The following is a 25,270-nucleotide window of genomic DNA, read 5'->3' as shown; positions in this document are numbered from 1 at the left end:
TGTCAAATTTATCAAAGTAAGAATGGATCTGATTCGGATTTAGAAAGCGCCAGATCAACAGGAAAATAGAACTTTTCGTGAAGTTAATATACTGACATAGTCGACGGGTTTCAGGAATGTATATTTGATTCTTCCATCGGGAGCTTGAATGAAGATCCTTCTTTTTGGTCAGCATTTTTCAGAATATGTCTGGACTCTGGCTTCAGGCATGCCTGAGGATCAGCAGTGCATAGTGATGCTTTCACGTGACAATTTTTATGCGGAAGTTCCGCCCCGAATGCGTGATCAGCTGGATAGAGTCAATTTATTTACTATTGATATGCAAGGACCGCGACATATAAAAAAGTTTTTCCAGGGACTTTACTCTTTTTACAAATTTTTGCGTGATGAGCGTCCTGATATTGTGCATTTTCAGGAAATGCCAAAAGGCTTCTCCTTTGTTTGCTGGCTATTCAGCCAGCATTACAAGCGAATACTCACGGTGCATGACGTGGTTTCTCATCCTGGCCAAGACACGCAAACATCGTGGCGGCAGGAATTTATCAGGCGATATATGCGAGAAACGGCACAGGCCCTAATCGTGCACGGTGCCAGCCTGGCTGCCATGATGGAAAATATTGCCCCGCATCTTATGGGGAAGATAAACATCATTCCGCACCCGGCCATGAGGACGGTAAAAGTCTATAACGGCAATCTGACAGGAAGGAACACGCTGCTTTTCTTCGGCCGTATTGAACGCTATAAGGGGCTGCATGTACTGGCAGAGGCGTGTCTACGTTTGCAAGAGCGCGGCGTCCCTTTTACTCTTGTCGTTGCAGGAAAGGGAAACGAGTTCGAACAGAACAAGCCTCTACTCGACGCGATCGTGAACAAGCAAATCCATCATCGCCATATTGCTCCTGAAGAGATAGATCATCTCTTCGACGATGCCGATCTTGTACTCCTGCCTTATATCGAAGCTTCCCAGTCTGGGGTGGCAGCTTATGCGCTCGGTTTCGGGAAAGCATGCGTGGCCACCAGAACAGGAAGCCTGGACGAGGTTATCAAACATAATTTCAACGGCCTGCTTTGCAGCCCGAACAATCCAAATCAGCTTGCTGACTGCATTGAAACGATGTTGAGCAATCCTGATGTCATGCAGCAGTTCGGAAGGAATACGCACAGGTTGGCAACAAGCTCACTGTCGGCCGCAAACAGCGCACGGATGAGCGTAAAAGTTTACAGTGACGTGTTGAATAACCAGCTTCTTCACTAAGAACGCGATGAACAGGCAATAGACCGTCGACAAAACGCGTTTCTACATTTTTAGTCTGCACAACGAGATGAATATCTCAGTGTGTTAATACTCTTGCACGGCTGGCGCTTCAGCTTTTTAGCTGACCGCACCTTTAATGAGCCAGCGCCGTAAACGCAGGGCAGCCACAGTTAAAGTTGCTGGTTGTTTGGCTTGAGCACCAGAGACGGCAGGCTTCCTCAGGGAATCGCCGACCTCATCCATGAAACATCCGACTTAGGCGACGAGAAAGAAGTTGCCATGCAGCCCAGGCAATAAATAAGGAATTGGTCACGAGATAACGCTTCCAAAGGCGGCGCGGCTCGGCAGCCAGGCGATACAACCATTCGAAACCACAAGCTTGTATCCAGCGCGGAGCCCGACGCAAAGAGCCCGCATGATAATCAAATGCTGCACCAACCCCGATCATCACGGCGCAAATTCTTCCACGGTGCTCGGCCATCCATCTCTCTTGCTTGGGACAGCCCAGACCGACCCATATTGTTGCCGCTCCGGACGCGTTGATACGATCCACGATGGCGTGATCTTCTTCCGGCGTCAGCGCCCGAAACGGCGGAGACCAACTTCCTGCGATGATCAGGCCCGGAAAAGCTTCCAACAACCGCGCGTGCAGGGCTGCAAGAGTCGCAGGTTTGCCACCAAGCAGATAAATACTTTCACCCACAGCTGCTGCCCGCTCGCAATATTTCCACATCAGGTCAGGACCGTTAATCCGTTGTTGTCCCGCGTAGCCAGTCGCACGCAGCATTGCAGCGACAGGCGCGCCATCTGGCGCGGCCATGTCAGCCTGCTGGACAATCTGGCGAAATCCGGAATGGCGAGCGGCCGTCACAACGGAATGTACGTTGCAGATACAGACATAGCGCGACTGCCTGTGTGCTGCCCATTGGGCGATCCGGGAAAGCGCGGCGCTCCAATCCAACACGTCGATGGGTACTGACAACACTGAGCACGTTACACGCGTGGCATTGGCAAGGGATTCCGATTCTCTTTCCACCATAAAGCACAATTCCCTGGGAAATAACTGCACAGATCGAAGAAGAGAGGAAAATTAATACGCCGTGTCATGAAACCAAACTGTAACGGCGGTCATTAAGATAATTTTGAAGTCCAGCCAAATTGTCCAGTTCTCTATATAGTGAATGTCGTAATTCACCCGGCGGCACATTTTTTCCGGCTCAATTGTTTCGCCTCTCAGGCCATTAACCTGTGCCCAGCCAGTGATTCCAGGCTTTACGTTATGCCGGGCAAAGTATTCAACGATCATTGATTCATAATAGGCGTTATGTTGCAGTGCGTGCGGACGCGGTCCGACGACTGACATATTCCCGACAAGCACGTTAAAGAATTGTGGCAACTCGTCCAGGCTATAGCGGCGGAGGTACTTCCCGATCCGCGTTACCCGTAGATCATCTTTGCTTGCCTGCCTTACTTCTTTCTCAGGGACAGGCTCGACTTTCATCGACCGAAATTTGTAGATCTCAAAAATTTTATTGTTATATCCATGGCGTTTCTGCTTGAAGAATATGGGCCCCCTGCTGTCCAGCTTGATCGCGCATGCTATCAAAAGCATTAACGGAAAAAAACAAATGATGATGACTGAGGCAAGAAAAATATCCTCAATTCTTTTCAGCAAACCCTGCTGCGCATGGACCAAGCGATTGGCCACGGTGAGTACAGGAAACGCATCAAATTGTGCAACCTCAACTCGTGGGAATTGCCAGATCATTTCATTTGGCACCAAATCGATGCGAACTGGGACCGTGGAAAGCTTTTTCAAAAGACCGGTTATTCGATCAGAGCTCACAATTGGAAGCGTAACCAATATGCGGTCAACATGATGTTCTCTTATATAGGCCAAAAGGTCTGGGAACGTGCCGAGTGGTCTGACTAATTTAGTATTAGTTTCCCTTAGTTTTGCGCGATCGTCGAAAATTCCTAACACAGAAACTTTGGAGTTTCCTTTTCTCATTAAAGCGTCAATAACCTTGGCCGTCTGCTCATTTACCCCGAAGATCACGATGGACTGGTTGATTTTGTTTTGCTTCGCAAGCCTGCAGACATGGTAATGCAGCGTAACTCGACTGAGCAGCAGCAATGATGCGGACACCAGGATGCTGTACAGCATCCACAGACTGAGCATGTTGCCGAGGATACCTGAAAGAAAGCCACAAAGAAAAAGCAGGGCAACAGCACCGCCTGCTCCAGCAAGAAGTGAAGTCAGCTGTCCCGGTAGCGAACCTATGATGCGTCTGTCATACGAGCGCGCCATATGCAGAGATAAAACGGTGATGATGATGGCAAGATATATAACCAGATGATTATCATCCGGAATTGATTCATGAAATCCGAAATGTATAAAAAAACCGAGATAGCCTCCTGAAAGCAGAGACGCGAAGTCAGCAATTCTGAGCGTATTCACCAGGAGGGGAAGGTGCTTGTTCTGGGCAGATGCGACATTACCTGGATTACAGATAGAGAAAGCAGAATCGTTCTCCAGAGAAAACAGTGAAGTGTCATTGTCTGCGTACTTGCCTTCGACAGAATTCTCCATGGATCTCCTCTCACACCAATCAAGGTGGCGCTATGAAATAGATGCACTACATCAGAGCATTGACTCCATTGTCTCCATGGATGCTTATCTTTATTTTGGCTTAAAGGAAACCGTATTTTTCAAAGATACTGCCAGGCAAGTGGAAACCCTTAACAGGCAGTATTCAACTGAAATTCAGACAAGAAAATGTAAAAATTTAAATTATTAAGCAGGATCTTTTAAATCAAATGCCTTTTCCTGTTGTAGAGCGGGAGACGTAAGATTTAGAGGATCATTCCCGCCGGGACATTCTTCCATGCGCGAAGCGTTTCACTGATTGGAAGCATAAACTCATGACGTTCTCATTGAATTCGGTGAACGCTGAGGCTCATCAGTAAAATTCCGTTTGTTAAATCACATTGGAGCACTCTTTAACCAACAGCAAGGCATAAATGCATACCGGCTTATCGTCGGGTTGATTATAGTTTAGGCAATTTTATCGGTAAACTATTTTCGGTAATCGGATGAAATTCTTAGTTTTAATTATTACAAACTAACATTTATTGATGCTCTAATTAAGCAATGATAAAGCGCCTTCGGACATGCATTAATAATTTAAAAATAGAACGGTCTGTGCTTGATAAAATCAATGGAACTAATTTTTATTTTTCGCACTGCATTCAAATAGAAAGTGCAACAGCTTTTCTTTATAAGGTTGATATGAGGAATTCGAGTTGCAAGCAAATTTGGGGCAAAGGCCGCATCCCAATTGCCATACTGTTTCGTCAGGCTTGGTGGGCGAGTGCAAAAGCCCCATGGTTATGCTGGTAGGTATGCAAGATGCAGGGGCTGCTTCGGATTGAATGGCTTCACCGCAAGCTCGGTGCCAGGGGTGCGCTCTTGCTATAGGACCTGAGTTGCGGCCAAGGTAGGGTAATGAAACGCCGTGCCGAACGGACCGCCAACGCCGGCTTACATGTGTACTGTTGTTACCCACAGAGACCTTGACAGAGCCGCACCTCGGAAAACGCCAATGGCGTGCCCGCGCTGTTGAGCGGCCTGCACCTGAAATACGGCAGCACGGCGTTTATGCTCGCTGAGCCGGCGGGGAGCCGGCCCGAACGCAAGCTCAGCCCTGCGTCAGCGCGCCATCCTTCAGCCGCCACAGCCCATGCGGATTGGCATCACGCAGCGATTCCGGCAGCCACTCCTCCGGCAGGTTCTGGTAGCACACCGGGCGCAGGAAGCGGTTGATCGCGGTGGCGCCCACCGAGGTGCTGCGGCTGTCGGAAGTGGACGGGAACGGGCCGCCGTGGACCATCGCATTGCACACTTCCACGCCGGTCGGGAAGCCGTTGACCAGCACCCGGCCGGCCTTCAGCTCCAGCAGCGACAGCAGGCGCTGCGCCAGCGCGGCATCGGTGGCGCGTTCGGCATGCAGGGTCGCCGTCAGCTGCCCTTCCAGGCTGGCCGCCACCCGCATCAGCTCGGCTTCGTCCTGGCACAGCACCAGCACCGACGCCGGGCCGAACACTTCATTCTGGATCGCATGGTCGGCCAGGAAGGCCGCGCCCGTGGTCTCGAACACCACCGGCATGGCCTGGTGCGGCAGGCTGCCTTCCACGCCGCAGCCGAGCTGATGCACGCCGCCGGCCGCCTGCAGGTCCGCCACGCCGCGCTCGTAGGCGGCATGGATCTGCGAGGTCAGCATGGTGGCCGCGGCGCGGCCCTTGATCTCTTCCGCCACGGCGGCCTTCCAGGCGTCGGTGTCGGCGCCGGGCAGCGCCAGCACCAGGCCGGGATTGGTGCACAGCTGGCCCACGCCCATGGTCAGGGAATTGACGTACTCCACCGCCAGCTGCGGCGCACGCGCAGCCAGCGCGCCGGGCAGCAGGAATACCGGGTTGATGCTGCTCATCTCGGCATAGACCGGAATCGGCTCGGGCCGGCTGTTGGCCACGTTCACCAGCGCCAGGCCGCCGGCGCGCGAGCCGGTGAAGCCCACTGCCTTGATCGCCGGATGGCTGACCAGCGCGGTGCCGATCTGGTTTCCGGCGCCCACCAGCATCGAGAACACGCCTTCATGCAGGCCGCAGCGCGCCACGGCGCGCTGCACGGCGCGGCCGGACAGCTCGGAGGTGCCCAGGTGCGCCGAATGCGCCTTGACCACCACCGGGCAGCCGACCGCCAGCGCCGAGGCGGTGTCGCCGCCGGCCACCGAGAAGGCCAGCGGGAAATTGGAGGCGCCGAACACGGCGACCGGGCCCAGCGCCACCATGCGCATGCGCAGGTCGGGGCGGGCGTCGCTGGCGCTGTCGAGCGTGGCATTGAGCCAGTGGCCGCGACGCACCACGTCGGCGAACATGCGCAGCTGCTTGCAGGTGCGGGCGCGCTCGCCTTCCAGGCGCGGCCGCGGCAGCGCGGTTTCCTGCATGGCGCGCACGATCAGCTCGTCGCCCAGCGCTTCGATTTCTTCCGCGACTGCGTCGAGGAAGGCGGCGCGCTGCTGCGGGCTGGTGTTGCGGTAGCTGTCGAAGGCGTCCTGCGCCAGCGCGCAGGCGCGTTCGACATGCTGCTCGTTGCCGCCATGGAAAGGCGGTTCGAGCGCTTCATTGGTGGCGGGGTTCATGCAGCGAAGGACGGCTTCGCTGCCCTTGACGGCGCTGCCGCCGATGAGCATTTCACCTGTGATGGTCATGGGATGTTCCTGGATGTTCGTGATGGGAAGGCGCCGCCGGAGGCTTTCCGGCGCGGCGCGGCTGAATCGTGGAAATGCCGGAAGCCCGCGCTGGCCGCGCGGGCCGGGGATCAGCGGCCGTTGGCGGCGCGCCAGGCGGCGAAGTCGACGCGGGTCTGCTCGTCGGTGGCCGGGTACAGGCCGATGATGCCACGGCCTTTTTTCACTTCCTCCATCACGAAGTCCTCGAAGGCCGTCATGTCCAGCGCTTCATCGGCAATCTCGTCGGCAATCGCCGCCGGGATCACGATCACGCCTTCGCGGTCGCCCACTACCACGTCGCCCGGCCACACCGGCACGTCGCCGCAGCCGATCGGCACATTGATGTCCAGCGCCTGGTGCAACGTCAGGTTGGTCGGCGCCGACGGCCGGTGGTGATAGGCCGGCATGGCCAGCTCGGCGATCTCGGGCGAGTCGCGGAAGCCGCCATCGGTCACCACGCCGGCGGCGCCGCGCACCATCAGCCGGGTGACGAGGATGGAGCCTGCCGAGGCAGCGCGCGCATCCTTCCTGCTGTCTATCATCAGCACCGCGCCCGGCGGGCACTGCTCCACCGCCACCCGCTGGGGATGGTCGCGGTTTTGGAACACGGTGATCGGATTCAGGTCCTCGCGCGCCGGGATGTAGCGCAGCGTGAAGGCCTCGCCTACCATGTTGGCGCCGTTCGGGTTCAACGGACGCACGTCCTGGATGAACTGGTTCTTCAGGCCGCGCTTGTACAGCGCGGTGCACAGGGTTGCGGTGCTGACGGTCTTCAGCTTGGCGCGGGTTTGCTCGTTCATGGTCATGCTGTCTCCTGGATGGGTTCGGATCAGAAAATGTCGGGTTCACGCACCGGCGCGCCAAAGTCGGTGCGCAGGAAATCAAAGTCGCAGCCGGTATCGGCCTGGCCGATGTGGCGCGAGAACATCCAGCCGTAGCCGCGTTCGAAGTGGACCTCGCGCGGCGTCCATGCCGCCTGGCGCTGGGCCAGTTCCTCGTCCGGCACTTCCATGCGGATGCTGCGCTCGTCGATGTCGACCGTGATCAGGTCGCCGGTTTTCAGCAGCGCCAGCGGCCCGCCCACATGCGACTCGGGCGACACATGCAGGATGCAGGCGCCATAGCTGGTGCCGCTCATGCGCGCATCCGACAGCCGCAGCATGTCGCGCACGCCCTGCTTCACCAGCTTGACCGGGATCGGCAGCATGCCCCATTCCGGCATGCCGGGGCCGCCCTGTGGGCCGGCATTGCGCAGCACCATGATGTGGTTCTCGGTCACGTCCAGGTTCTCGTCCTCGACCGCGGCCTTCATTTCCGGATAGCTGTCGAACACCAGCGCCGGGCCGGTGTGCTTGTAGAACTTCGGCGCGCAGGCGCTGGGCTTGATCACGCAGCCGTTGGGCGCGAGATTGCCCTTCAGCACCGCCAGCGCGCCTTCATGGTAGAGCGCGGTGGCTTCGGTACGGATCACGTCATCGTTATAGACTTCCGCGCCCTCGATGTTCTGGCCCACGGTCTTGCCGGTGACGGTCAGCGCGTCGGTGTCGAGCTTGGCGCGGATGCGGTTCATTAGCGCCGGCAAGCCGCCGGCGTAGTAGAAGTCTTCCATCAGGTAGGTGTCGCCATTGGGCCGGATGTTGGCGATCACGGGCGTGGTGCGGCTGGCCTTCTCGAAGTCGTCCAGGCCGATGTCGAAGCCGGCGCGGCGGCCCATGGCGATCAGGTGGATCACCGCGTTGGTGGAGCAGCCCATGGCCATCGCCACCGTGATCGCATTCTCGAAGGAAGACCGCGACAGCATGCGCCTGGGCGTTAAGTCTTCCCACACCATCTCGACGATGCGGCGTCCGCATTCGGCGGACATGCGGACATGGTTGGCGTCGGGCGCCGGGATCGACGACGAACCCGGCAGCGCCATGCCTATCGATTCGGCGATCGCGGTCATGGTGCTGGCCGTGCCCATGGTCATGCAGGTGCCATGGCTGCGGGCGATGCCGGCCTCGACTTCCACCCATTCCTCTTCGCTGATATTGCCGGCGCGGCGCTCGTCCCAGAACTTCCAGGCATCCGAGCCGGAGCCGAGCACCTTGCCCTTCCAGTTGCCGCGCAACATCGGGCCGGCGGGCAGGTAGATTGCCGGATAACCGGCCGACAGCGCGCCCATGATCAGGCCCGGCGTGGTCTTGTCGCAGCCGCCCATCAGCACCACGCCGTCCACCGGATGCGAGCGCAGCAGCTCCTCGGCTTCCATGGCCAGCATGTTGCGGTACATCATGGTGGTCGGCTTGACGAAATTCTCCGACAGCGAGATCGCAGGCAGTTCCAGCGGCAGGCCGCCGGCCTGCAACACGCCGCGCTTGACGTCCTCGACGCGCTGCTTGAAGTGGGCATGGCAGGGGTTGATATCGGACCAGGTGTTGAGGATGGCGATGACGGGCTTGCCTTCCCAGTCGCCGGGCGCATAGCCCATCTGCATGATGCGGGAGCGGTGGCCAAAGGAGCGCAGGTCGTCGGGGGCGAACCAGCGGGCGCTGCGCAAGGTCTCGGGGGTTTTTCTGGGATGGGTCATGGCGGGTCCGGGTGTACCATGCGGCTCCGGAAGAGCCCTGCATGGACTGCAAACAAAGGGTGGAAGAATTAAAACACTAAAATATTAGTGCGTCAAGCTGGCTGCGGCGATGCCGCTCTGGTTTAATACGCCCTATCGCGCATTGCCGCTCCCAGACCAACAGATGAACGCTCAAATCACGCCTTTCCGACTGGAGAAGTCCCGTCACGCCGCGCCCCAGGTATTCGAATACCTGCGCGAGCAGATCATGTCGCTCGCCCTGGCGCCGGGCACGGTGCTGTCGCGCGCCGACCTGGTGGAGCAGTTCGGCGTGAGCCAGACGCCGATCCGCGACGCCCTGATGCGCCTGGCCGAGGAAGGCCTGGTCGACATCTACCCGCAGCATGCCACCGTGGTCTGCGCGATCAATATCGCGCTGGCCAGGCAGGCCCATTTCCTGCGCCGCTCGGTGGAGCTGGAAGTGGTGTACACCCTGGCCAGCCTGGCCGACGACAGCCGCGCAGCGCTGGTGGCCCGGCTGGAAGCCGTGCTGGCGCGCCAGACCGCGATGCTGGGCCTGGCGGACTACATGGAATTCTCGGCCCAGGACCAGCGCTTTCACCGGGAAATGTACGAAGCCGCCGCCGTGCCCGACCTGTGGCCGCTGATACGCCGCCAGAGCGGCCACCTGGACCGGCTGCGGCGCCTGCATCTGCCGATCGCCGGCAAGGCCGAGGCCATCCTGGCCGACCACCGCGCCATCCTCGACGCCATCGCCGTGGGCGATCCGGCGCGGGCGCAAAACATGCTGCGTTCCCACCTGTCGGGCACGCTGGCCAACATCGACGAGATACGGGCGCGTTATCCCGAATACTTCGACAAGGGCGCGATCGCGGCCTGAACCCGGTTGCAGCAACGAGTAGATGTAATACCCGAAGGGCATCGCACCGCAGTCGGTGGAACAGCGGTAAAGGCCGCGCCGCAACCAGGTGGGCGGCCCGCTGGAGTGCCCGGCCTCACGGCAGATGCCGCACATTTCCTGCCGCATGAAGGCAGATCAAGGTCCGCTGGATTTTCTCCCTTGCGCACGCCCGCGTTTTGCCTATAACGATTCAGTGCCGCCCGTTTCGCGCAGCGCACTCCAAGGGCGGCGGGAAAGGAAGCTCATGGGCAAGTATCTGCTGGAGGCCGACTATGTCGGTCCGGGCATCGCCGGCCTGATCAGGGAAGGCGGCAGCCGGCGCCGTGCCGCTGTCGCCGAACTCTTCCGGTCCATGGGCGGCTCGCTGGAAGCCTTCTACTACGCCTTCGGCGAGCATGACGTGCTGACCATAGGCGAACTGCCAGACGATGCTACCGCGATGGCGCTGGCGCTCCGGATCAATGCGTCCGGCGCCGCGTCATGCCGGGTCGCGGTGCTGGTGACGCCGGAAGCGCTGGACCAGTCGGTCCGTAAAACCGGCCGCTACCGCGCGCCGGGGGCCGATGTCGAGCAGGCCGAGCTGGCGAAATGGGACGCCGAAGGCGGCCATCCGCCGCCAGGGGATGCAGCCGACGACGGCCCCTGAGCATGCCGGGAGCCGGCGCGGCCGGCACTTCAGCCTGGCCGCGCAACGCCAATTCCCTGTCGCCACGGCAGGGATGCGGACAGATGAGGAAGGAAGCGCCGCGCCTGCAGAGAGGCGCGACGCGGGCTGGCCATGAGGATTGCACAGGTTTCGCCGCTCTTCGAGAGCGTTCCGCCCAAGGCCTATGGCGGGACGGAACGGGTCGTGTCCTATCTCACCGAAGAGCTGGTCGCCATGGGCTGCGACGTGACCCTGTTCGCCAGCGCCGACTCCACCACCCGCGCCAGGCTGGTTCCCGCCACCGGCGCCAGCCTGCGCGCCACCGGCCAGAATGCCACGGCGCTGGCCTGCCACACGCTGCAGCTGGGCATGCTGGCCAGCATGGCACGCAGCTTCGACATCGTCCATTTCCATACCGACTACCTGCAGTTCCCGATGGCGCGCGGCCTTGCCACCGCGCATGTCAGCACGCTGCACGGCAGGCTGGACCTGCCCGAGCTGGTGCCGCTGTACCGGCACTTCCTCGACATGCCGGTGGTGTCGATCTCCAACAGCCAGCGCGCGCCGCTGCCCTGGATCAACTGGCAGGGCACCGTGTACCACGGCCTGCCGCCCGACCTGTACGACTTCAACCCGGCGCCGAACAACACCCTGCTCTTCCTCGGCCGCATCTCGCCGGAAAAGCGGCCGGACCGCGCCATCGAGATCGCCGTGCGCAGCGGCATGCCGCTGACCATCGCAGCCAAGGTGGATGCGGCCGACGGCGACTACTTCGCCGCCCGCATCGCGCCGCTTCTGCGGCACCCGCTAGTGCATTTCATCGGCGAGGTCGGCGAAGCCGGGAAGCGGCGGCTGCTGGGCAGCGCCCGGGCGCTCTTGATGCCGATCGACTGGCCCGAACCATTCGGCCTGGTGATGATCGAAGCCTTTGCCTGCGGTACGCCCGTGATTGCCTACCGTCGCGGCTCTGTGCCCGAGATCGTGACCGACGGCGTGACCGGCTTCATCGTGGACAACCAGGAACAGGCGGTGCAGGCCGTGGCGCGGCTGGCCGGGCTGGACCGGCAGCGCTGCCGCCAGGCATTCCTGCAGCGCTTCACCGCCCGCCACATGGCGCAGGCCTACCTGCAGTTGTATGGACGGCTGCGCGAGCAGGCGCTGCACAAGCGCGCCGCGCACCCTTCGCGCCCGGCAGGCGCTGCGCGGGCGGCGGCAATGCACCAGGAGCATCATGGCTGACCGAATCCGACTGGGCGAAGAGTGGTACATCCTCGCCGCCTCCTCGCCACCCGATGAACGCCGGCGCGTCCTGAAGGAAGGCAAGGTGTTCGCCACATTCAATCGCTTCGGCGACATCCAGCCGATCGGCCTGCACGAGGACGGCATCTATCACGGCGACACCCGCTTCCTGTCGCACCAGGAACTGCGCATCAACGGCGTGCGGCCGATGTTCCTCAACTCCACCGTGCGCGACGACAACGGCCAGATGGTGGTGGAGCTGATGAACCCGGACCTGAATGTCGGCACCGGCGACCTGATCCAAAAGGGCCTGCTGCATGTGTTCCGCGCCAAGCTGCTGTGGAACGACACGCTGCACGAGCATATCCGCATCGCCAACTACGGCCTGGAGCCGGTGAACGTAACGCTGTCGATGGACATGGATGCCGACTACGCCGACATCTTCGAGATCCGCGGCGTCGAGCGCAAGCGCCGCGGCGCCATGCTCGCGCCGGAGCTGTCCGCCTCCGAACTGACGCTGGGCTACCGCGGGCTGGACCAGGTAGTGCGCCGCACCCGCATCCGCTACGATCCGGCGCCCGACACGCTGACAGCCGCACGCGCCGAGTTCAGGCTGTTGCTGGCGCCCAAGCAGGACGCGCATGTCTACCTGGCGGTGGCCTGCGAGCCCGACGCGGCGGCCGCGCCGGCGCCGGAGGACTATTTGTCGGCCTACACCCGCATGAACGGCGCGCTGGATGCCCGCATGCATGACCTGTGCCGTATCGTCACTTCCAACACGCTGTTCAACAACTGGATAGACCGCTCCACCGCCGACCTGGTGATGCTGTCGACCGCGCTGCCCGGCGGCCGCTATCCGTATGCCGGCCTGCCCTGGTATGCCACCACCTTCGGGCGCGACGGTATCATCACCGCGCGCCAGCTGCTCTGGCTGGACCCCGGCCTGGCCAGGGGCGTGCTGGCGGTATTGGCCGACACCCAGGCCGCCAGCCAGGACCCGGCGCGCGACGCCGAGCCCGGCAAGATCCTGCACGAGGCGCGGCTGGGCGAACTGGCGGCACTGGACGAGGTGCCATTCCGGCGCTATTACGGCACGGTGGACGCCACGCCGCTCTTCGTCGGCCTGGCCGGCGCCTATTTCGAGCGCACCGGCGACCTCGACTTCATCCGCGGCATCTGGGGCAACATCGAGCGCGCGCTGAACTGGATAGACCAGTATGGCGACCGCGATGGCGACGGCTTCGTCGAATATGCGCGCCGTACCGATGTCGGCCTGATCCAGCAGGGCTGGAAGGATTCGCATGATTCGGTGTTCCACGAGGATGGCCGGCTGGCCGAGGCGCCGATCGCGCTGTGCGAGGTGCAGGGCTATGTGTACGAGGCGAAGCTGCAGGCGGCCCGGCTGGCCGACTGCCTGGGCAAGGAGGCGATGGCGGTGGAATTGCGTCGGTCCGCCGAACGGCTGAAGCAACGCTTCAACGAGGCGTTCTGGTGCGAGCGCATCGGCAGCTACGCGCTGGCGCTGGATGGGGACAAGCGCCAGTGCGCGGTGCCCTCCTCCAATGCCGGGCACACGCTGTGGAGCGGCATCGCGCTGCCGGAGCATGCCGGGCGCATCGCGGCGCAACTGCTTTCCGACGAATTCTTCTGCGGCTGGGGCGTGCGCACCCTGGGCTGCGGCGCGGTGCGCTACAACCCGATGGCCTATCACAACGGCTCGGTCTGGCCGCATGACAACGCCATCATCGCCGAGGGCATGGCGCGCTACGGCAATACCGCCGGCGCGATGAAGATCTTCGAGGCGCTGTTCGACGTCAGCATGACCATGGACCAGCACCGGATGCCGGAGCTGTTCTGCGGCTTTGCGAGAAGGCCGGACGAAGGGCCGACGCTGTATCCGGTGGCCTGCTCGCCGCAGGCCTGGGCCGCAGGCAGCGTGTTCTACCTGCTGCATGCCTGCCTGGGCCTGTCATTCTCGGCGGACAAGCCGGAGATCCGCCTGCGCAACCCGCGCCTGCCGCCCTTCGTCGACCAGATCGAGATCCGCGCGCTGTCGATCTGCGGCAGCACGGTCGACCTGCTGCTGCAGCGTTACCCGAACAATGTCGGCGTCAACATCCTGCGCAAGGATGGGCCGGTGGAAGTGGTGGTGGTGGCATGATGGCCGGCGTGGCCGAACGGATGCAATTCAAGGGGAGAGCGACATGGATGCGAGACTGGATGAACTGGAACGGCTGCTGGCGGAACTGACCGACCTGGGCGCGGCGGCCGAGGAGCGCGGCATCATCGCCGCGCCGCCGCTGGAAGGGCTGGCGCAGAGGGCGCGCGACCTCGGCGTGGCGCTGCCGCCCGGCGCCAGCCTGGATGAGCTGCGCGACGCGGTGGAGGCGACCTGCGCCGGCGAGGGAAACATGCCCGGCCACAGGGTTGCCCGCGAGATCCTGGGCAACGAGCGCGGCGTGCCGGGCGAAGGACCCTGAGAGCCGACGCCGGCGGCCTTGCCGCATCGGCTTCAACGACCAGGCGGCGCGCCATCATGGCGGCGCTCCACCAACGCATGCCGGCGCTCATCAGCCGTGGGAGGACTACGGCCGACGGTTACCCGATTTCGTGGCGGCCCTTCCTGCCCCGGCCGCTACACGTCCATCCGGGTGATCTTGGTGCCTTCCAGCGTCAGGTTGGCCATCAGGCCGGCATTGGTCATCACGAAGGCCGCGACCGGCGCGGTGACGGCGTTGACGTCGATCTGGCCATTCGCGCCGGCGCGCAGCACCGCCACCGAGGCGTCGGCGCCGACCGACCAGCCCTTGGCGTTGCGGAACTGGTCCAGGCTGTCCTGGGTCAGGAACAGGAAGACGATGGCCTTGGACTGCGCGCCGATCTGCAGTCCCACCGACACCGATGCCAGGTTGTAGTAGCCCAGCACCGACCTGCCCGAACGCAGCACGCCCTCGCCATACTGGCCGCCAACGCCGAAGCCTGCCGCGATGACGGATGGGAAGATCAGCATGCCGCGCGACTTGGCAACCAGTTCGCGCGCGCCCGGCGTGGTGCCGTACAGCCTGGCCAGCGTGTCGTTGGCGCCGACATCGATCTTCTCGGTGCGCGGCGCGTTGCCGCTGCCAGGCGTGGTGCTGGCGGTCGATACGGCGCCGCAGCCGCCCAATGTCAGTACGCTGGCCGCGCCGGCGGCGGCGGTGAAAAGGAATGCGCGTCGTTCCATGATGTTCTCCTCGATCAGTGGGAATAGTGATATCAGATGACAGCTGCACGCGGGCATATTGAGCAGCATTAATGCCTTGGCGCATGCCGCAGAAAAACGCCCAGCCAGCGCTTAGGAACGGTTGTGTTGGAACAATTGCATCTTTTTTTGGCGCCATCCCGCCCCGTCCGCTGCCGCGCCCTTGATAAGCCATCCAGCCGCCCGATATGGGGCGCAAGGCGCGCCGCGCTTGCCACACAGGACAGCGCCGTTACAATGGGCGTCCTTTTTTGCCCGCAAGGGCATGGCAAACCGACCCGCGAGGCATGCTGACCATGAACTTCGATGTCGCCATCATCGGCGCCGGCCTGGCCGGCCTTTCCGTCGCGCTCAGCCTTGCGCAGGGCCGCAAGGTCGCCGTCATCTGCAAGGGCCGCCTGCCCGATGGCGCCAGCAACTGGGCGCAGGGCGGCATCGCCGCCGTGCTCGATTCCGGCGACAGCACCGCCAGCCACCTGGCCGACACGCTTGATGCCGGCGCCGGCCTGTGCGACGAGGCAATGACGCGCGATATCGTCGAGCACGGCCGCGAGGCCATCGGCTGGCTGATCGAGCAGGGCGTGCCCTTCACCCGCGATGCCGGGGCCGAGCTGGGCTTTCACCTGACCCGCGAAGGCGGCCACAGCGCGCGCCGCATCATCCACGCCGCCGACGCCACCGGCCACGCGGTGCAGGCCACGCTGGAGCAGAAGGTGCGCAGCCACCCCAACATCACGCTGCTGGAGCAGCATATCGCGGTGGACCTGATCCGCCTGCCGGATGCGCGCGGCCGCCAGCGCTGCGCCGGCCTGTATGCGCGCGACGCCGCCAGCGGCACGGTGATCGCGATTGCCGCCAGCCATACCGTGCTGGCCACCGGCGGCGCCGGCAAGGTCTATCTGTACACCACCAATCCGGACAGCGCGACCGGAGACGGCATCGCAATGGCCTGGCGCGCCGGCTGCCGCGTGGCCAACATGGAGTTCATCCAGTTCCATCCGACCTGCCTGTACCACCCGTATGCCAAGTCCTTCCTGATCAGCGAGGCGCTGCGCGGCGAGGGCGGCCTGCTGAAGCTGCCGGCCGGCGCTGGCGCGGCCGCCGGCCAGCGCTTCATGCCGGCCCATGATGAACGCGCCGAGCTGGCGCCGCGCGACATCGTGGCCCGCGCCATCGACTATGAAATGAAGAAGCGCGGCCTGGACCATGTGGACCTGGACATCAGCCACCAGAGCGCCGACTTCCTGCGCGAGCATTTCCCCACCATCCTGGCGCGCTGCCTGGAGTTCGGCATCGACATCACGAAGCAGCCTATCCCGGTGGTGCCGGCGGCGCACTACACCTGCGGCGGCGTGGTGACCGATGGCGCCGGACGCACCGACCTGCCCGGCCTGTACGCGGTCGGCGAGACCGCCTGCACCGGCCTGCACGGCGCCAACCGGCTGGCCAGCAACTCGCTGCTCGAATGCGTGGTGCTGGGACGGGCGGCGGCGCAGCACATCGCCGCCCAGGCGCCCGGCGCGCCGGCGCCGGTGCCGCAATGGGACGAAACCCGGGTCACCGATGCCGACGAGGAAGTGGTGATCGCGCAGAACTGGGACGAGCTGCGCCGCTGCATGTGGAATTTTGTCGGCATCGTGCGCACCACCAAGCGCCTGCGCCGCGCGCGCGAGCGCATCCGGCTGTTGAAGAGCGAGATCGACGAGTACTACGCCAGCTTTCGCGTCACGCCCGACCTGCTGGAGCTGCGCAACCTGGTGGATGTCGCCGCGCTGATCGTCGACAGCGCGCTGCAGCGCCATGAAAGCCGCGGCCTGCATTACAGCCTCGACTATCCGGACACCCTGCCCAAGGCCTTGCCCACCGTGCTCTCTCCGGCGGCATGAGCCCTGCCCTTTCCCTTACCTGACCTTTCGGATCCGCCATGCCCACTTCCGTGATCAAACCCGTTGAATTCGACGCCCCGTCGCAGGGCGGCGCCTGCTCCACCGCCTCCGCCTGGGCCCGCGTGCCGGACAGCCCGACGCTTCAGGAGCGCGCCGCGCTGAAGGAGCGCGCACGCCGGCTGCTCAAGGAGCGCGGCGCGGTGCTGGTGGCGCACTACTATGTCGATGCCGACCTGCAGGACCTGGCCGAGGAAACCGGCGGCTGCGTGTCGGATTCGCTGGAGATGGCGCGCTTCGGCCGCGACCATGCTGCGCAGACCCTGGTGGTGGCCGGCGTGCGCTTCATGGGCGAAACGTCGAAGATCCTGAGCCCGCACAAGACGGTGCTGATGCCCGACCTCGACGCCACCTGCTCGCTCGACCTGGGCTGCCCGGCCGACGACTTCGCCGCCTTCTGCGACGCCCATCCCGACCGCACCGTGGTGGTCTATGCCAACACCAGCGCCGCGGTGAAGGCGCGCGCCGACTGGATGGTGACGTCCTCGATCGGGCTGGACATCGTGGCCCACCTGCATGCCGAGGGCAAAAAGATCCTGTGGGCGCCGGACCGCCACCTGGGCAGCTACATCCAGCGCGAGACCGGGGCCGACATGCTGATGTGGCAGGGCTCCTGCCTGGTGCACGATGAATTCAAGGGCGTGGAGCTGGAACTGCTCAAAGCCGCGCATCCGGGCGCGAAGGTGCTGGTGCATCCGGAGTCGCCGGCGGCGGTGGTGGCGCTGGCCGACATGGTCGGCTCCACCTCCCAGATGATCGCCGCCGCGCGCGACATGGACGCCGCAGAATTCCTCGTCGCCACCGACAATGGCCTGCTGCACAAGATGCGGCTGGCCGCGCCGGGCAAGCGCTTCATCGAGGCGCCCACCGCCGGCAACAGCGCCACCTGCAAGAGCTGCGCCCATTGCCCGTGGATGGCGATGAATGGCCTGCGCAACCTGGTGCGGGTGCTGGAAGAAGGCGACAACGAGATCGTGATCGACCCCGAGACCGGCCGCCTGGCCTATCGCTGCATCGACCGCATGCTGGCCTTCGCCGCCGCGAAGAAAGCCAGCGTACGGCCCGGGCCGGACCTGGCGCGCGAACAGGCGCTGTTTGCCGGCGTGGGGCCGGCATGAGCGGCCTGGTCAATCCGCATGCGCCATTCGATGCCGCGCTGCAGGCCGCATTCGAGGCCAATATCGCCGCCGCGCTGGCCGAGGATATAGGCAGCGGCGACCTGACCGGCCTGCTGGTGCCGGCCGGTCATGACGTCGAAGCCCGCGTCATCGTGCGCGAGGAAGCGGTGCTGTGCGGCGCGCCCTGGTTCGAGGGCGTGATGACGCGGGTCGATCCGCGCATCCGCATCCGCTGGCAGCATGCCGAAGGCGATCTGATGCAGGCCAATGACACGGTCTGCATGATCGCCGGCCCGGCGCGCGCTATCCTGACCGCCGAGCGCAGCGCGCTGAATTTTTTGCAACTGCTGTCCGGCGTGGCCAGCGCCACCCGGCGCCATGTGCAGGCGGTGGAAGGCACCGCGGCCCGCATCCTCGACACCCGCAAGACCCTGCCCGGCCTGCGCCTGGCGCAGAAATATGCGGTGCGGGTGGGCGGCGGCGACAACCAGCGCCTGGCGCTGTATGACGGCATCCTGATCAAGGAAAACCATATCGCCGCGGCCGGCGGCGTGGCGGCCGCGCTGCGGGCCGCGCAGGCGCTGGGCAGCGGCGCGCCGGTGCAGATCGAGGTCGAGTCGCTGGAAGAATTGAACGAAGCGCTGAATGCCGGCGCCACCTCCATCCTGCTGGACAACTTCAGCACCGCGCTGATGCGCGAGGCGGTGGCGATCAATGCCGGCCGGGCGCTGCTGGAAGCCTCGGGCGGCGTCAGCATGGCCACCCTGCGCGCGATCGCGGAAACCGGCGTGGACCGGATCTCGATCGGCGCGCTGACCAAGGATGTGCAGGCCACCGACTACTCGCTGCGGGTGGTCGGATAAGGGAGTCGGTTGCGCCACGGCGCCGCAGTTGTTTACCGGCGGTTAATTGTCCAGATAGAGGGTTGGTGTAATGCATTGATTGCAAGCAATCGATGCGGGAAAATCCCGTCCGGGCGGAAACAATGTGTCCGAATTTTAGTAATGTTCGAAACACATGTGCTTACGCGCTCACGTGTTTCGCAACGGATCGGATCGATGGCCCAATACAGTCTGCGCACCCTGCTTGCCTTCTTTGCCACCGCGCTCGCGGTGGCGCTGACCGCCGTCCTGGTCGCCGTCATCCAGAACGCCGCCACCACCGACCTCAAGCAGGGCATCGGCGCGCGCCTGGCGCAGACATCGGCGGAACTGGCCGCCACGCTGGACCGCGCGATGTACGAGCGCTATCAGGATATTTCCCTGTATGCCGACAGCCTGACCGACTTCGACCTGCTGGACCGCCCGACGGCGATCCGTGCCCATCTCGACGACCTGCTGGATGCCCGCGAAGGCTATGCCTGGATCGGCTATGCCGACCCGGCCGGCACGGTGGTGGCCGCCACCGGCGCGCTGCTGGAAGGTCAGGACGTAACCAGGCGGCCCTGGTTCGGCGAGGCCTCGAAAGCCGCCTTCGTCGGCAACCTGCACCGCGCCGTGCTGCTGGAAAAGAAGCTGCAGGCCGATGGCGGCGAGCCGCTGCGCTTTCTCGACGTGGCCATGCCGGTGACCATGGGCGAAGATTTTGCCGGCGTGCTGGGCGCGCATATCGACTGGCGCTGGATCATGGGCCTGACCCGTTCGATGGCGTCGGCCGCGTCGTATGAAGCGCTGATCGTGGCTGCCGACGGCACCGTGCTGTTCGGCCCGGCAGCGCTGCAGGACAGGCAGCTGGCGCTGCAAAGCATACGGCGCGCGCAGCAGGGCCAGTCCGGCTACCTAGCCGAGACCTGGCCCGACGGCAAGACCTGGCTGACCGGCTTTGCCCGCAGCAAGGGCTACCAGGACTATCCTGGCCTGGGCTGGATCATCATCGAGCGCCAGCAGATCGATGCCGCCTTCGCGCCGGTGGCCGCGCTGCGGCGGCAGGTGCTGCTGTCGGGCGTGATCATTGCCGCGCTGTTTGCGCTGATGGGCTGGCTGCTGGCAAGCCGCATCTCGCGCCCGCTCAATGCGATCACCCGCGAGGCCGAGCGGCTCGACCGCGGCGAGGCCACCACCGGCATTGCGCTGCAGCGCGGGTACCACGAGGTGCAGGTGCTGTCGCGCACGCTGGCCGGCCTGATCGCCAACCTGCAGCAGCGCGAAGCGGAGCTGGAGCACCAGGCCACCCACAACAGCCTGACGCGGCTGCCCAACCGGGCGCTGGTCAAGGCGCTGCTGGGCCAGATGATCGCCGGCAGCGACGGCGAAGCGCCGCAGATCGCGGTGCTGGCGCTGGACCTGGACCGCTTCAAGACCATCAACGACACCCTGGGCTATGCGGCAGGCGACGCCGTGCTGCTCTGCGTGGCCGAGCGGCTGCAGGCCTGCATCGGCCCCGGCGCGGTATTGGCGCACCTGGGCAAGGATGAATTCGTGATCGTGCTGGAGCAGCGCGAGTCCAAGCTGGCGCAGACCGAGCTGCTGGCCGCGCGCGCCAGGGAAAGCCTGGCCCGGCCCTTCCACCGGGAAGGCACCGAACTCTTCATCAGCGCCAGCATCGGCATTGCCTTTTTCCCCAGGGACGGGCGCGACGCCGACATCCTGCTCGGCCGTGCAGTATTCGCCATGCAGCAGGCCAAGGCCGGCGGCGGCAACCGCATCGAGTTCTACCAGACCGAGACCAATGCGGCCGCGCTGGAAAGGCATGAGACGGAACGCGAGCTGCGCCATGCGCTGGAGGCGCGCCAGTTCGAGCTGCACTACCAGCCGCAGGTGGCGCTGGCCAGCGGCATGGTGGTGGGCGTGGAGGCGCTGATCCGCTGGCGCCATCCGCAGCGCGGCATGATCTCCCCGGACAAGTTCATCCCGGTGGCGGAGGCAAGCGGCCTGATCGCCGCCATCGGCGACTGGGCGCTGAAGGAAGCCTGCGCCCAGGCCGGGGCCTGGCGCGAACAGGGCCTGCCGCCGCTGGTGATGTCGGTCAACGTCGCGGCACAGCAGTTCGAGGACGGCAGGCTGGTCGACACGGTGTCGGCGGCGCTGGCCGCCAACCAGCTGGAACCGGGCAGCCTGAAGCTGGAAATCACCGAAGGCACGCTGATGCGCGATATCGACGGCAGCGTATCGATCATGGACGAGATCACCCGGCTGGGCGTGCATATCGCGATCGACGATTTCGGCACCGGTTATTCCAGCCTGGCCTACCTGAAGCGTTTCCCGCTGAGCGACCTGAAGATCGACCAGTCCTTCGTGCGCGACCTGCACAGTCATGCCGGCGCCGGCGCCATCGTGCGCGCCGTCATCGCGCTGGGCCGCAGCCTGCGCCTGTCCGTGATCGCCGAGGGCGTGGAGACCGATGCCCAGGCGCGCTTTTTGGCCGAGGCCGGCTGCGACGACATCCAGGGTTATTACGTCAGCATGCCCCTGCCCGCCGGGCAGCTGGCTGCGTTCCTGCGCGAAGGCCAGCCGCTTGCCACGCGGCGCTGGCAGGGCGCGGGCGCCGGGATAGAATGAGCGCCCGTTCATTCTTCCTGTTCGCATCATGGCCAGTTACCCGTTCCGGCTCGTCAACGTCTTCGCCGACACCACCTTCGGCGGCAATCCCCTGTGCGTGTTCGAGCATGCCAACGGCATGGACGACGCCACCATGCAGGCGCTGGCGCTGCAGTTCAACCTGTCGGAAACCACTTTCATCCTGCCGTCGCAGGAGGCCAGCGCCCGGGTCAGGGTATTCACCACCGGCTATGAGATGCGCTTTGCCGGCCACCCGACGCTGGGCACCGCTCACGTAGTGCGCGACCTGCTGGCCACTGGCGACGCGCTGACGCTGGAATTCCAGGCCGGCATCGTGCCGGTGACGGCGCAGGGCGACGTCTGGACCTTCACCGCGCCGCATCGCGGCGCGCCGCGCACCGCCGCCGCCGGCCTGCCGGATGCCGAGGTGGCGGCGCTGCTGGGCCTGCAGGAGGACGACCTGCTGTCTTCGCCAATGTGGGTAGACACCGGCGCCGACCAGTTGCTGGTGCCGCTGCGCAGCCCGGAGGCAGTGCGGCGCACCTGCCCGGACGGCGCCCGCATCGCCGACTGGCCCGTCAGCAGCCTGGGCCGCAAGACCGCCTATGTATTCGCCTTCGACCCGGCGCAGCCCGGGCAAGTGGAGGCGCGCTACTTCTTCACCAAGCAGGGCGGCGGCGTCGCCGAAGACCCCGGCACCGGCTCGGCCTGCGCCAACCTGGGCGGCTGGCTGCGCGCCACCGGCCATGCGCTGCCAGCGCGCTTCCAGGTCAGCCAGGGCGACGCCGTCGGCCGCCCGAACCGGCTGCACCTGGACGTGGCAGCCGACGGCGCGATTTGCGTCGGCGGGCGGGTGATCGAGATCGGGCGCGGCGTGGTGGAGGTGTAGAAGGCTGGCAGGATGGAAGGTGGGCAAGGGGAGGCTGTCTTTCAACCTTGCCTGAATGCGCCATCAGCACTTCACTACAAGCGCACGAAGAACTTTATCTATCAAACGCGATAGTTCATGCGGAGTGCGTGGGTCAATTAATTACGTTGGCGGGCCATGGCATCCGGATGCGTAACGATGCGGATGCAGTTGCCGTTGCAGTTGCAGTTGCCGTTGCAGTTGCAGTTGCCGTTGCAGTTGCAGTTGCCGTTGCAGTTGCAGTTGCCGTTGCAGTTGCCGTTGCAGTTGCCGTTGCAGTTGCCGTTGCAGTTGCCGTTGCCGTTGCCGTTGCAGTTGCAGTTGCAGTTGCTTTTAAGTCCCGTTGAGCGCGCCGTGACGTCGGTGCGTGGAGCGGGAAAAGGTGCGGCGTCTGTCTGAGCCAAGCGCAGCTTGGCGAGTTTAGCCGCGCCCCGCTCCATGCATCGACGGCACGGGGACCCTCGCGCAGCGAGGGCGCGATCACCGGGTCGCCTTTTCTTGCCTACTTCTTTTGGCGAAGCAAAAGAAGTAGGTCGCCTGCCGGGGCGAACTCCCGGCCTGGTCATGACGACAGTGCAGTCGGCTTGTTTCACCAGGGGTAAGGCGTCACTGCGAAGCAGCAGTTGCTCTTGAAGTTGAAGTTTGAAGTTTCAATACGGACGTCAACAACAACACCGACAGTGCTGCCCGGGCGTCGCCGGGTGACGCAAGACGGCTGCACTGCCGTGGAGACAAGCCGGGAGTCCGTCCCGGCGGCCGGGTTACTTTTTTGCTTCGCCAAAAAAGTAACCAAAAAAGGCGACCCGGTGATCGCGCCCCCGCTGCGCGGGGGTTCCCGTGCCAGCGGTACCCAGAGCGGGGCGCGGCTAAACTCGCCAAGCAAAGCTTGGCTCAGACAGACGCCGCACCTTTTCCCGCTCCGGGCACCGCTGACACGGCGCGCTCAACGGGACTTCACTGCAACGGCAACGGCAACTGCAACTCGCTGCATGCCAATCACATTAACGTAATGACGGCGCGTCAGCCCGCCCATCAAAAATATTCAGCCCACGCAAGCCGCTCAGGCTACGAAATCCACTTCGGCAATCCAGCTTGATCCCCCCGATCCGCATCAAACAGCGCATCGAGCTCCTTGGCCTTGATCGCCTTCATCGAAGCGATTGCCCGCACCAGCGTGCACATCAGCTCGGACTGGCTGGCGGTGTCCTCATCCGACGCCGCCATCTCGACGATCAGCTCCCTCAGCGCATCCAGCCGCTGCTCCAGCTCCTCGATATGGCGGTCGATCAGCAACAGATAGGCGTCGTCGTCGGCATGCGTCATCGGGCGTCACCATTTCCACTGGTTAAACACCGATCCTAGTCCCTTGCAGGATGCATGTCTGTATTGACGCTGACATATGGATGAGTTTATCGGGACGCGACCCGAGCGCAGTGCGTGCCAGGGCAGTGCGACAAACCTGCGCGGGGCGACTAGAATGGCCGCTCCATACGCTCCCATCCCGACCTTCATGACCTTGCACACCCATGCCGGCATCGACCTCGATCTGCCGCCCGCTGCCCAACCCGGCCAGGCATTGGCCGATGTCGATACGCCCTCGCTGATCCTCGATCTGGATGTCTTCGAGCGCAACCTGGAGCGCATGCAGTCGCTGGCCGACCGCGCCGGCCTGCGCCTGCGGCCGCACGCCAAGGCGCACAAGTGCCCCGACATCGCGCTGGCCCAGGTGGCGCGGGGCGCGGTCGGCGTCTGCTGCCAGAAGGTCAGCGAAGCCCTGCCCTTCGTGCGCGCCGGCATTGGCGACGTTCATATCAGCAATGAACTCGCCAGCCCGGCCAAGGCGCGCATGCTGGCTGCGCTGGCGCGGCATGCCCGCATCAGCGTCTGCGTCGACGATGCGCGGCAGGTGACGGCGCTGGCGCAGGCCTGCGGGGAGGCAGAGGCTTCGGTGACCGTGTTCGTCGAGATCGATGTCGGCCAGGGTCGCTGCGGCGTGGCCGATGCCGACGCCGCGCTGCGCCTGGTCGAACAGATCGCCATGCACCCCATGCTGCGTTTCGGCGGCCTGCAGGCTTACCATGGCGGCGCGCAGCACCGGCGCACGCGGGCCGAGCGGCGCGAGGCGGCCGCGCAGGCGGCCGGACGCACCGGCGCGGTGGTGGCGCGGCTGCAGGCGGCCGGCGCGGCCTGCGAAGTGGTGACCGGCGGCGGCACCGGCAGCGTCGAGTTCGACCTTGCCAGCGGCGTCTATACCGAAATACAGCCCGGCTCGTATGTCTTCATGGACGGCGACTATGGCCGCAATGAATGGGACCCGGCCACCGGCTTCGGCCACAGCCTGTTCATCGCTTCCACCGTGATGAGCGTGGCGCCGGCGACGCGGGTGGTGCTGGATGCCGGCCTGAAGTCGATGGCGGTGGACTCGGGCCTGCCTCTGGTCTGGCAGGGAGAAAGCCGCGCACTGCGCTATGTCGCCGCCAACGACGAGCACGGCATCGTGGAATGCGACGACGCCGCGGCCCGGCCCGGGCTGGGCGATCAGCTGCTGCTGGTCCCCGGCCACTGCGATCCGACGCTGAACCTGTACGATGAACTGGTCGGCATCCGCGATGGCAAGGTGGAATGCGTGTGGCCGGTGGCGGCGCGCGGATTGAGCCGCTAGA

20 protein-coding genes are annotated in these 25,270 nt (G+C 63.9%); 13 read left to right on the top strand and 7 right to left on the bottom strand.

What is annotated here, in order from left to right; translation table 11 throughout:
- Positions 1-148: 148 nt before the first annotated feature.
- Positions 149-1,255, top strand: coding sequence for a glycosyltransferase family 4 protein (locus tag ABC383_RS27940; RefSeq protein ID WP_413019248.1), 1,107 nt, complete (start codon positions 149-151; stop codon positions 1,253-1,255).
- Between the two features lie 235 nt (positions 1,256-1,490).
- Here ABC383_RS27940 and ABC383_RS27935 read toward each other — a convergent pair whose 3' ends face one another.
- The 5 genes from ABC383_RS27935 to araD all read right to left on the bottom strand — a co-directional run bounded on the left by ABC383_RS27935 (position 1,491) and on the right by araD (position 9,115).
- A complete protein-coding gene (locus ABC383_RS27935) occupies positions 1,491-2,294 on the bottom strand; it encodes a WecB/TagA/CpsF family glycosyltransferase (protein ID WP_413019246.1) in 804 nt (267 codons plus the stop codon).
- 51 nt (positions 2,295-2,345) lie between these two features.
- The gene (locus ABC383_RS27930; protein ID WP_413019244.1) at positions 2,346-3,848 is read right to left on the bottom strand and encodes an undecaprenyl-phosphate glucose phosphotransferase; all 1,503 of its coding nucleotides are present in this window, start codon (positions 3,846-3,848) and stop codon (positions 2,346-2,348) included.
- Between the two features lie 1,108 nt (positions 3,849-4,956).
- Positions 4,957-6,525 carry an aldehyde dehydrogenase (NADP(+)) gene (locus ABC383_RS27925; RefSeq protein WP_413019242.1) on the bottom strand — a complete coding sequence of 523 codons (1,569 nt, stop codon included), beginning with the start codon at positions 6,523-6,525 and terminating at the stop codon, positions 4,957-4,959.
- Positions 6,526-6,635: 110 nt separating this feature from the next.
- Entirely contained in the window at positions 6,636-7,346 is a 711-nt protein-coding gene (locus ABC383_RS27920) for a ribonuclease activity regulator RraA (RefSeq protein ID WP_413019345.1), read from the bottom strand.
- Between the two features lie 29 nt (positions 7,347-7,375).
- Positions 7,376-9,115: an L-arabinonate dehydratase gene (gene araD / locus ABC383_RS27915; RefSeq protein ID WP_413019240.1), complete on the bottom strand. Its 1,740-nt coding sequence runs from the start codon at positions 9,113-9,115 to the stop codon at positions 7,376-7,378.
- A 163-nt stretch (positions 9,116-9,278) separates the two neighbouring features.
- Here araD and ABC383_RS27910 point away from each other — a divergent pair, with 163 nt between their 5' ends.
- The 5 genes from ABC383_RS27910 to ABC383_RS27890 all read left to right on the top strand — a co-directional run bounded on the left by ABC383_RS27910 (position 9,279) and on the right by ABC383_RS27890 (position 14,381).
- Positions 9,279-9,995, top strand: coding sequence for a GntR family transcriptional regulator (locus ABC383_RS27910; protein WP_413019239.1), 717 nt, complete (start codon positions 9,279-9,281; stop codon positions 9,993-9,995).
- A gap of 265 nt (positions 9,996-10,260) precedes the next feature.
- Positions 10,261-10,662, top strand: a complete 402-nt coding sequence (locus ABC383_RS27905) for a GYD domain-containing protein (RefSeq protein ID WP_413019237.1) — start codon at positions 10,261-10,263, stop codon at positions 10,660-10,662.
- 132 nt (positions 10,663-10,794) lie between these two features.
- Positions 10,795-11,901, top strand: coding sequence for a glycosyltransferase family 4 protein (locus ABC383_RS27900; RefSeq protein ID WP_413019235.1), 1,107 nt, complete (start codon positions 10,795-10,797; stop codon positions 11,899-11,901).
- On the top strand, positions 11,894-14,062 hold the full coding sequence (locus ABC383_RS27895; RefSeq protein WP_413019234.1) for an amylo-alpha-1,6-glucosidase: 2,169 nt from the start codon (positions 11,894-11,896) through the stop codon (positions 14,060-14,062). Before ABC383_RS27900 ends, ABC383_RS27895 begins: the two co-directional genes overlap by 8 nt.
- A 43-nt stretch (positions 14,063-14,105) precedes the next feature.
- Positions 14,106-14,381: a hypothetical protein gene (locus ABC383_RS27890; protein ID WP_413019232.1), complete on the top strand. Its 276-nt coding sequence runs from the start codon at positions 14,106-14,108 to the stop codon at positions 14,379-14,381.
- Positions 14,382-14,536: 155 nt separating this feature from the next.
- Here the strand turns inward: ABC383_RS27890 and ABC383_RS27885 are convergent, their stop codons facing one another.
- A complete protein-coding gene (locus ABC383_RS27885; protein WP_413019230.1) occupies positions 14,537-15,124 on the bottom strand; it encodes a BPSL1445 family SYLF domain-containing lipoprotein in 588 nt (195 codons plus the stop codon).
- Positions 15,125-15,438: 314 nt separating this feature from the next.
- Between ABC383_RS27885 and nadB the strand changes: the two genes are divergently transcribed.
- From nadB to ABC383_RS27855, 6 genes are all read left to right on the top strand, one after another.
- Positions 15,439-17,028, top strand: a complete 1,590-nt coding sequence (nadB, locus tag ABC383_RS27880; RefSeq protein ID WP_413019229.1) for an L-aspartate oxidase — start codon at positions 15,439-15,441, stop codon at positions 17,026-17,028.
- Between the two features lie 38 nt (positions 17,029-17,066).
- On the top strand, positions 17,067-18,203 hold the full coding sequence (nadA, locus tag ABC383_RS27875) for a quinolinate synthase NadA (protein WP_413019227.1): 1,137 nt from the start codon (positions 17,067-17,069) through the stop codon (positions 18,201-18,203).
- Complete coding sequence (nadC, locus tag ABC383_RS27870; protein WP_413019226.1) at positions 18,200-19,066, top strand: carboxylating nicotinate-nucleotide diphosphorylase; 867 nt, start codon at positions 18,200-18,202, stop codon at positions 19,064-19,066. Before nadA ends, nadC begins: the two co-directional genes overlap by 4 nt.
- Before the next feature lie 195 nt (positions 19,067-19,261).
- Positions 19,262-21,700: a putative bifunctional diguanylate cyclase/phosphodiesterase gene (locus ABC383_RS27865; protein WP_413019224.1), complete on the top strand. Its 2,439-nt coding sequence runs from the start codon at positions 19,262-19,264 to the stop codon at positions 21,698-21,700.
- A gap of 28 nt (positions 21,701-21,728) precedes the next feature.
- Positions 21,729-22,589: a PhzF family phenazine biosynthesis protein gene (locus ABC383_RS27860; RefSeq protein ID WP_413019223.1), complete on the top strand. Its 861-nt coding sequence runs from the start codon at positions 21,729-21,731 to the stop codon at positions 22,587-22,589.
- Between the two features lie 177 nt (positions 22,590-22,766).
- A complete protein-coding gene (locus tag ABC383_RS27855; protein ID WP_413019222.1) occupies positions 22,767-23,006 on the top strand; it encodes a hypothetical protein in 240 nt (79 codons plus the stop codon).
- Between the two features lie 666 nt (positions 23,007-23,672).
- Here the strand turns inward: ABC383_RS27855 and ABC383_RS27850 are convergent.
- Entirely contained in the window at positions 23,673-23,930 is a 258-nt protein-coding gene (locus ABC383_RS27850; protein WP_413019220.1) for a hypothetical protein, read from the bottom strand.
- Positions 23,931-24,117: 187 nt separating this feature from the next.
- Between ABC383_RS27850 and ABC383_RS27845 the strand changes: the two genes are divergently transcribed.
- Positions 24,118-25,269: a DSD1 family PLP-dependent enzyme gene (locus ABC383_RS27845; protein ID WP_413019343.1), complete on the top strand. Its 1,152-nt coding sequence runs from the start codon at positions 24,118-24,120 to the stop codon at positions 25,267-25,269.
- The last annotated feature ends 1 nt before the right edge of the window (position 25,270 follow it).

Origin of the sequence: Noviherbaspirillum phoenicis, from assembly GCF_047237965.1 — a bacterium.
In the GTDB taxonomy this organism is placed as follows: domain Bacteria; phylum Pseudomonadota; class Gammaproteobacteria; order Burkholderiales; family Burkholderiaceae_D; genus Noviherbaspirillum_A.
Note: the sequence above shows the minus strand (reverse complement) of the source record. Positions and strands in the feature narration are given on the sequence as shown.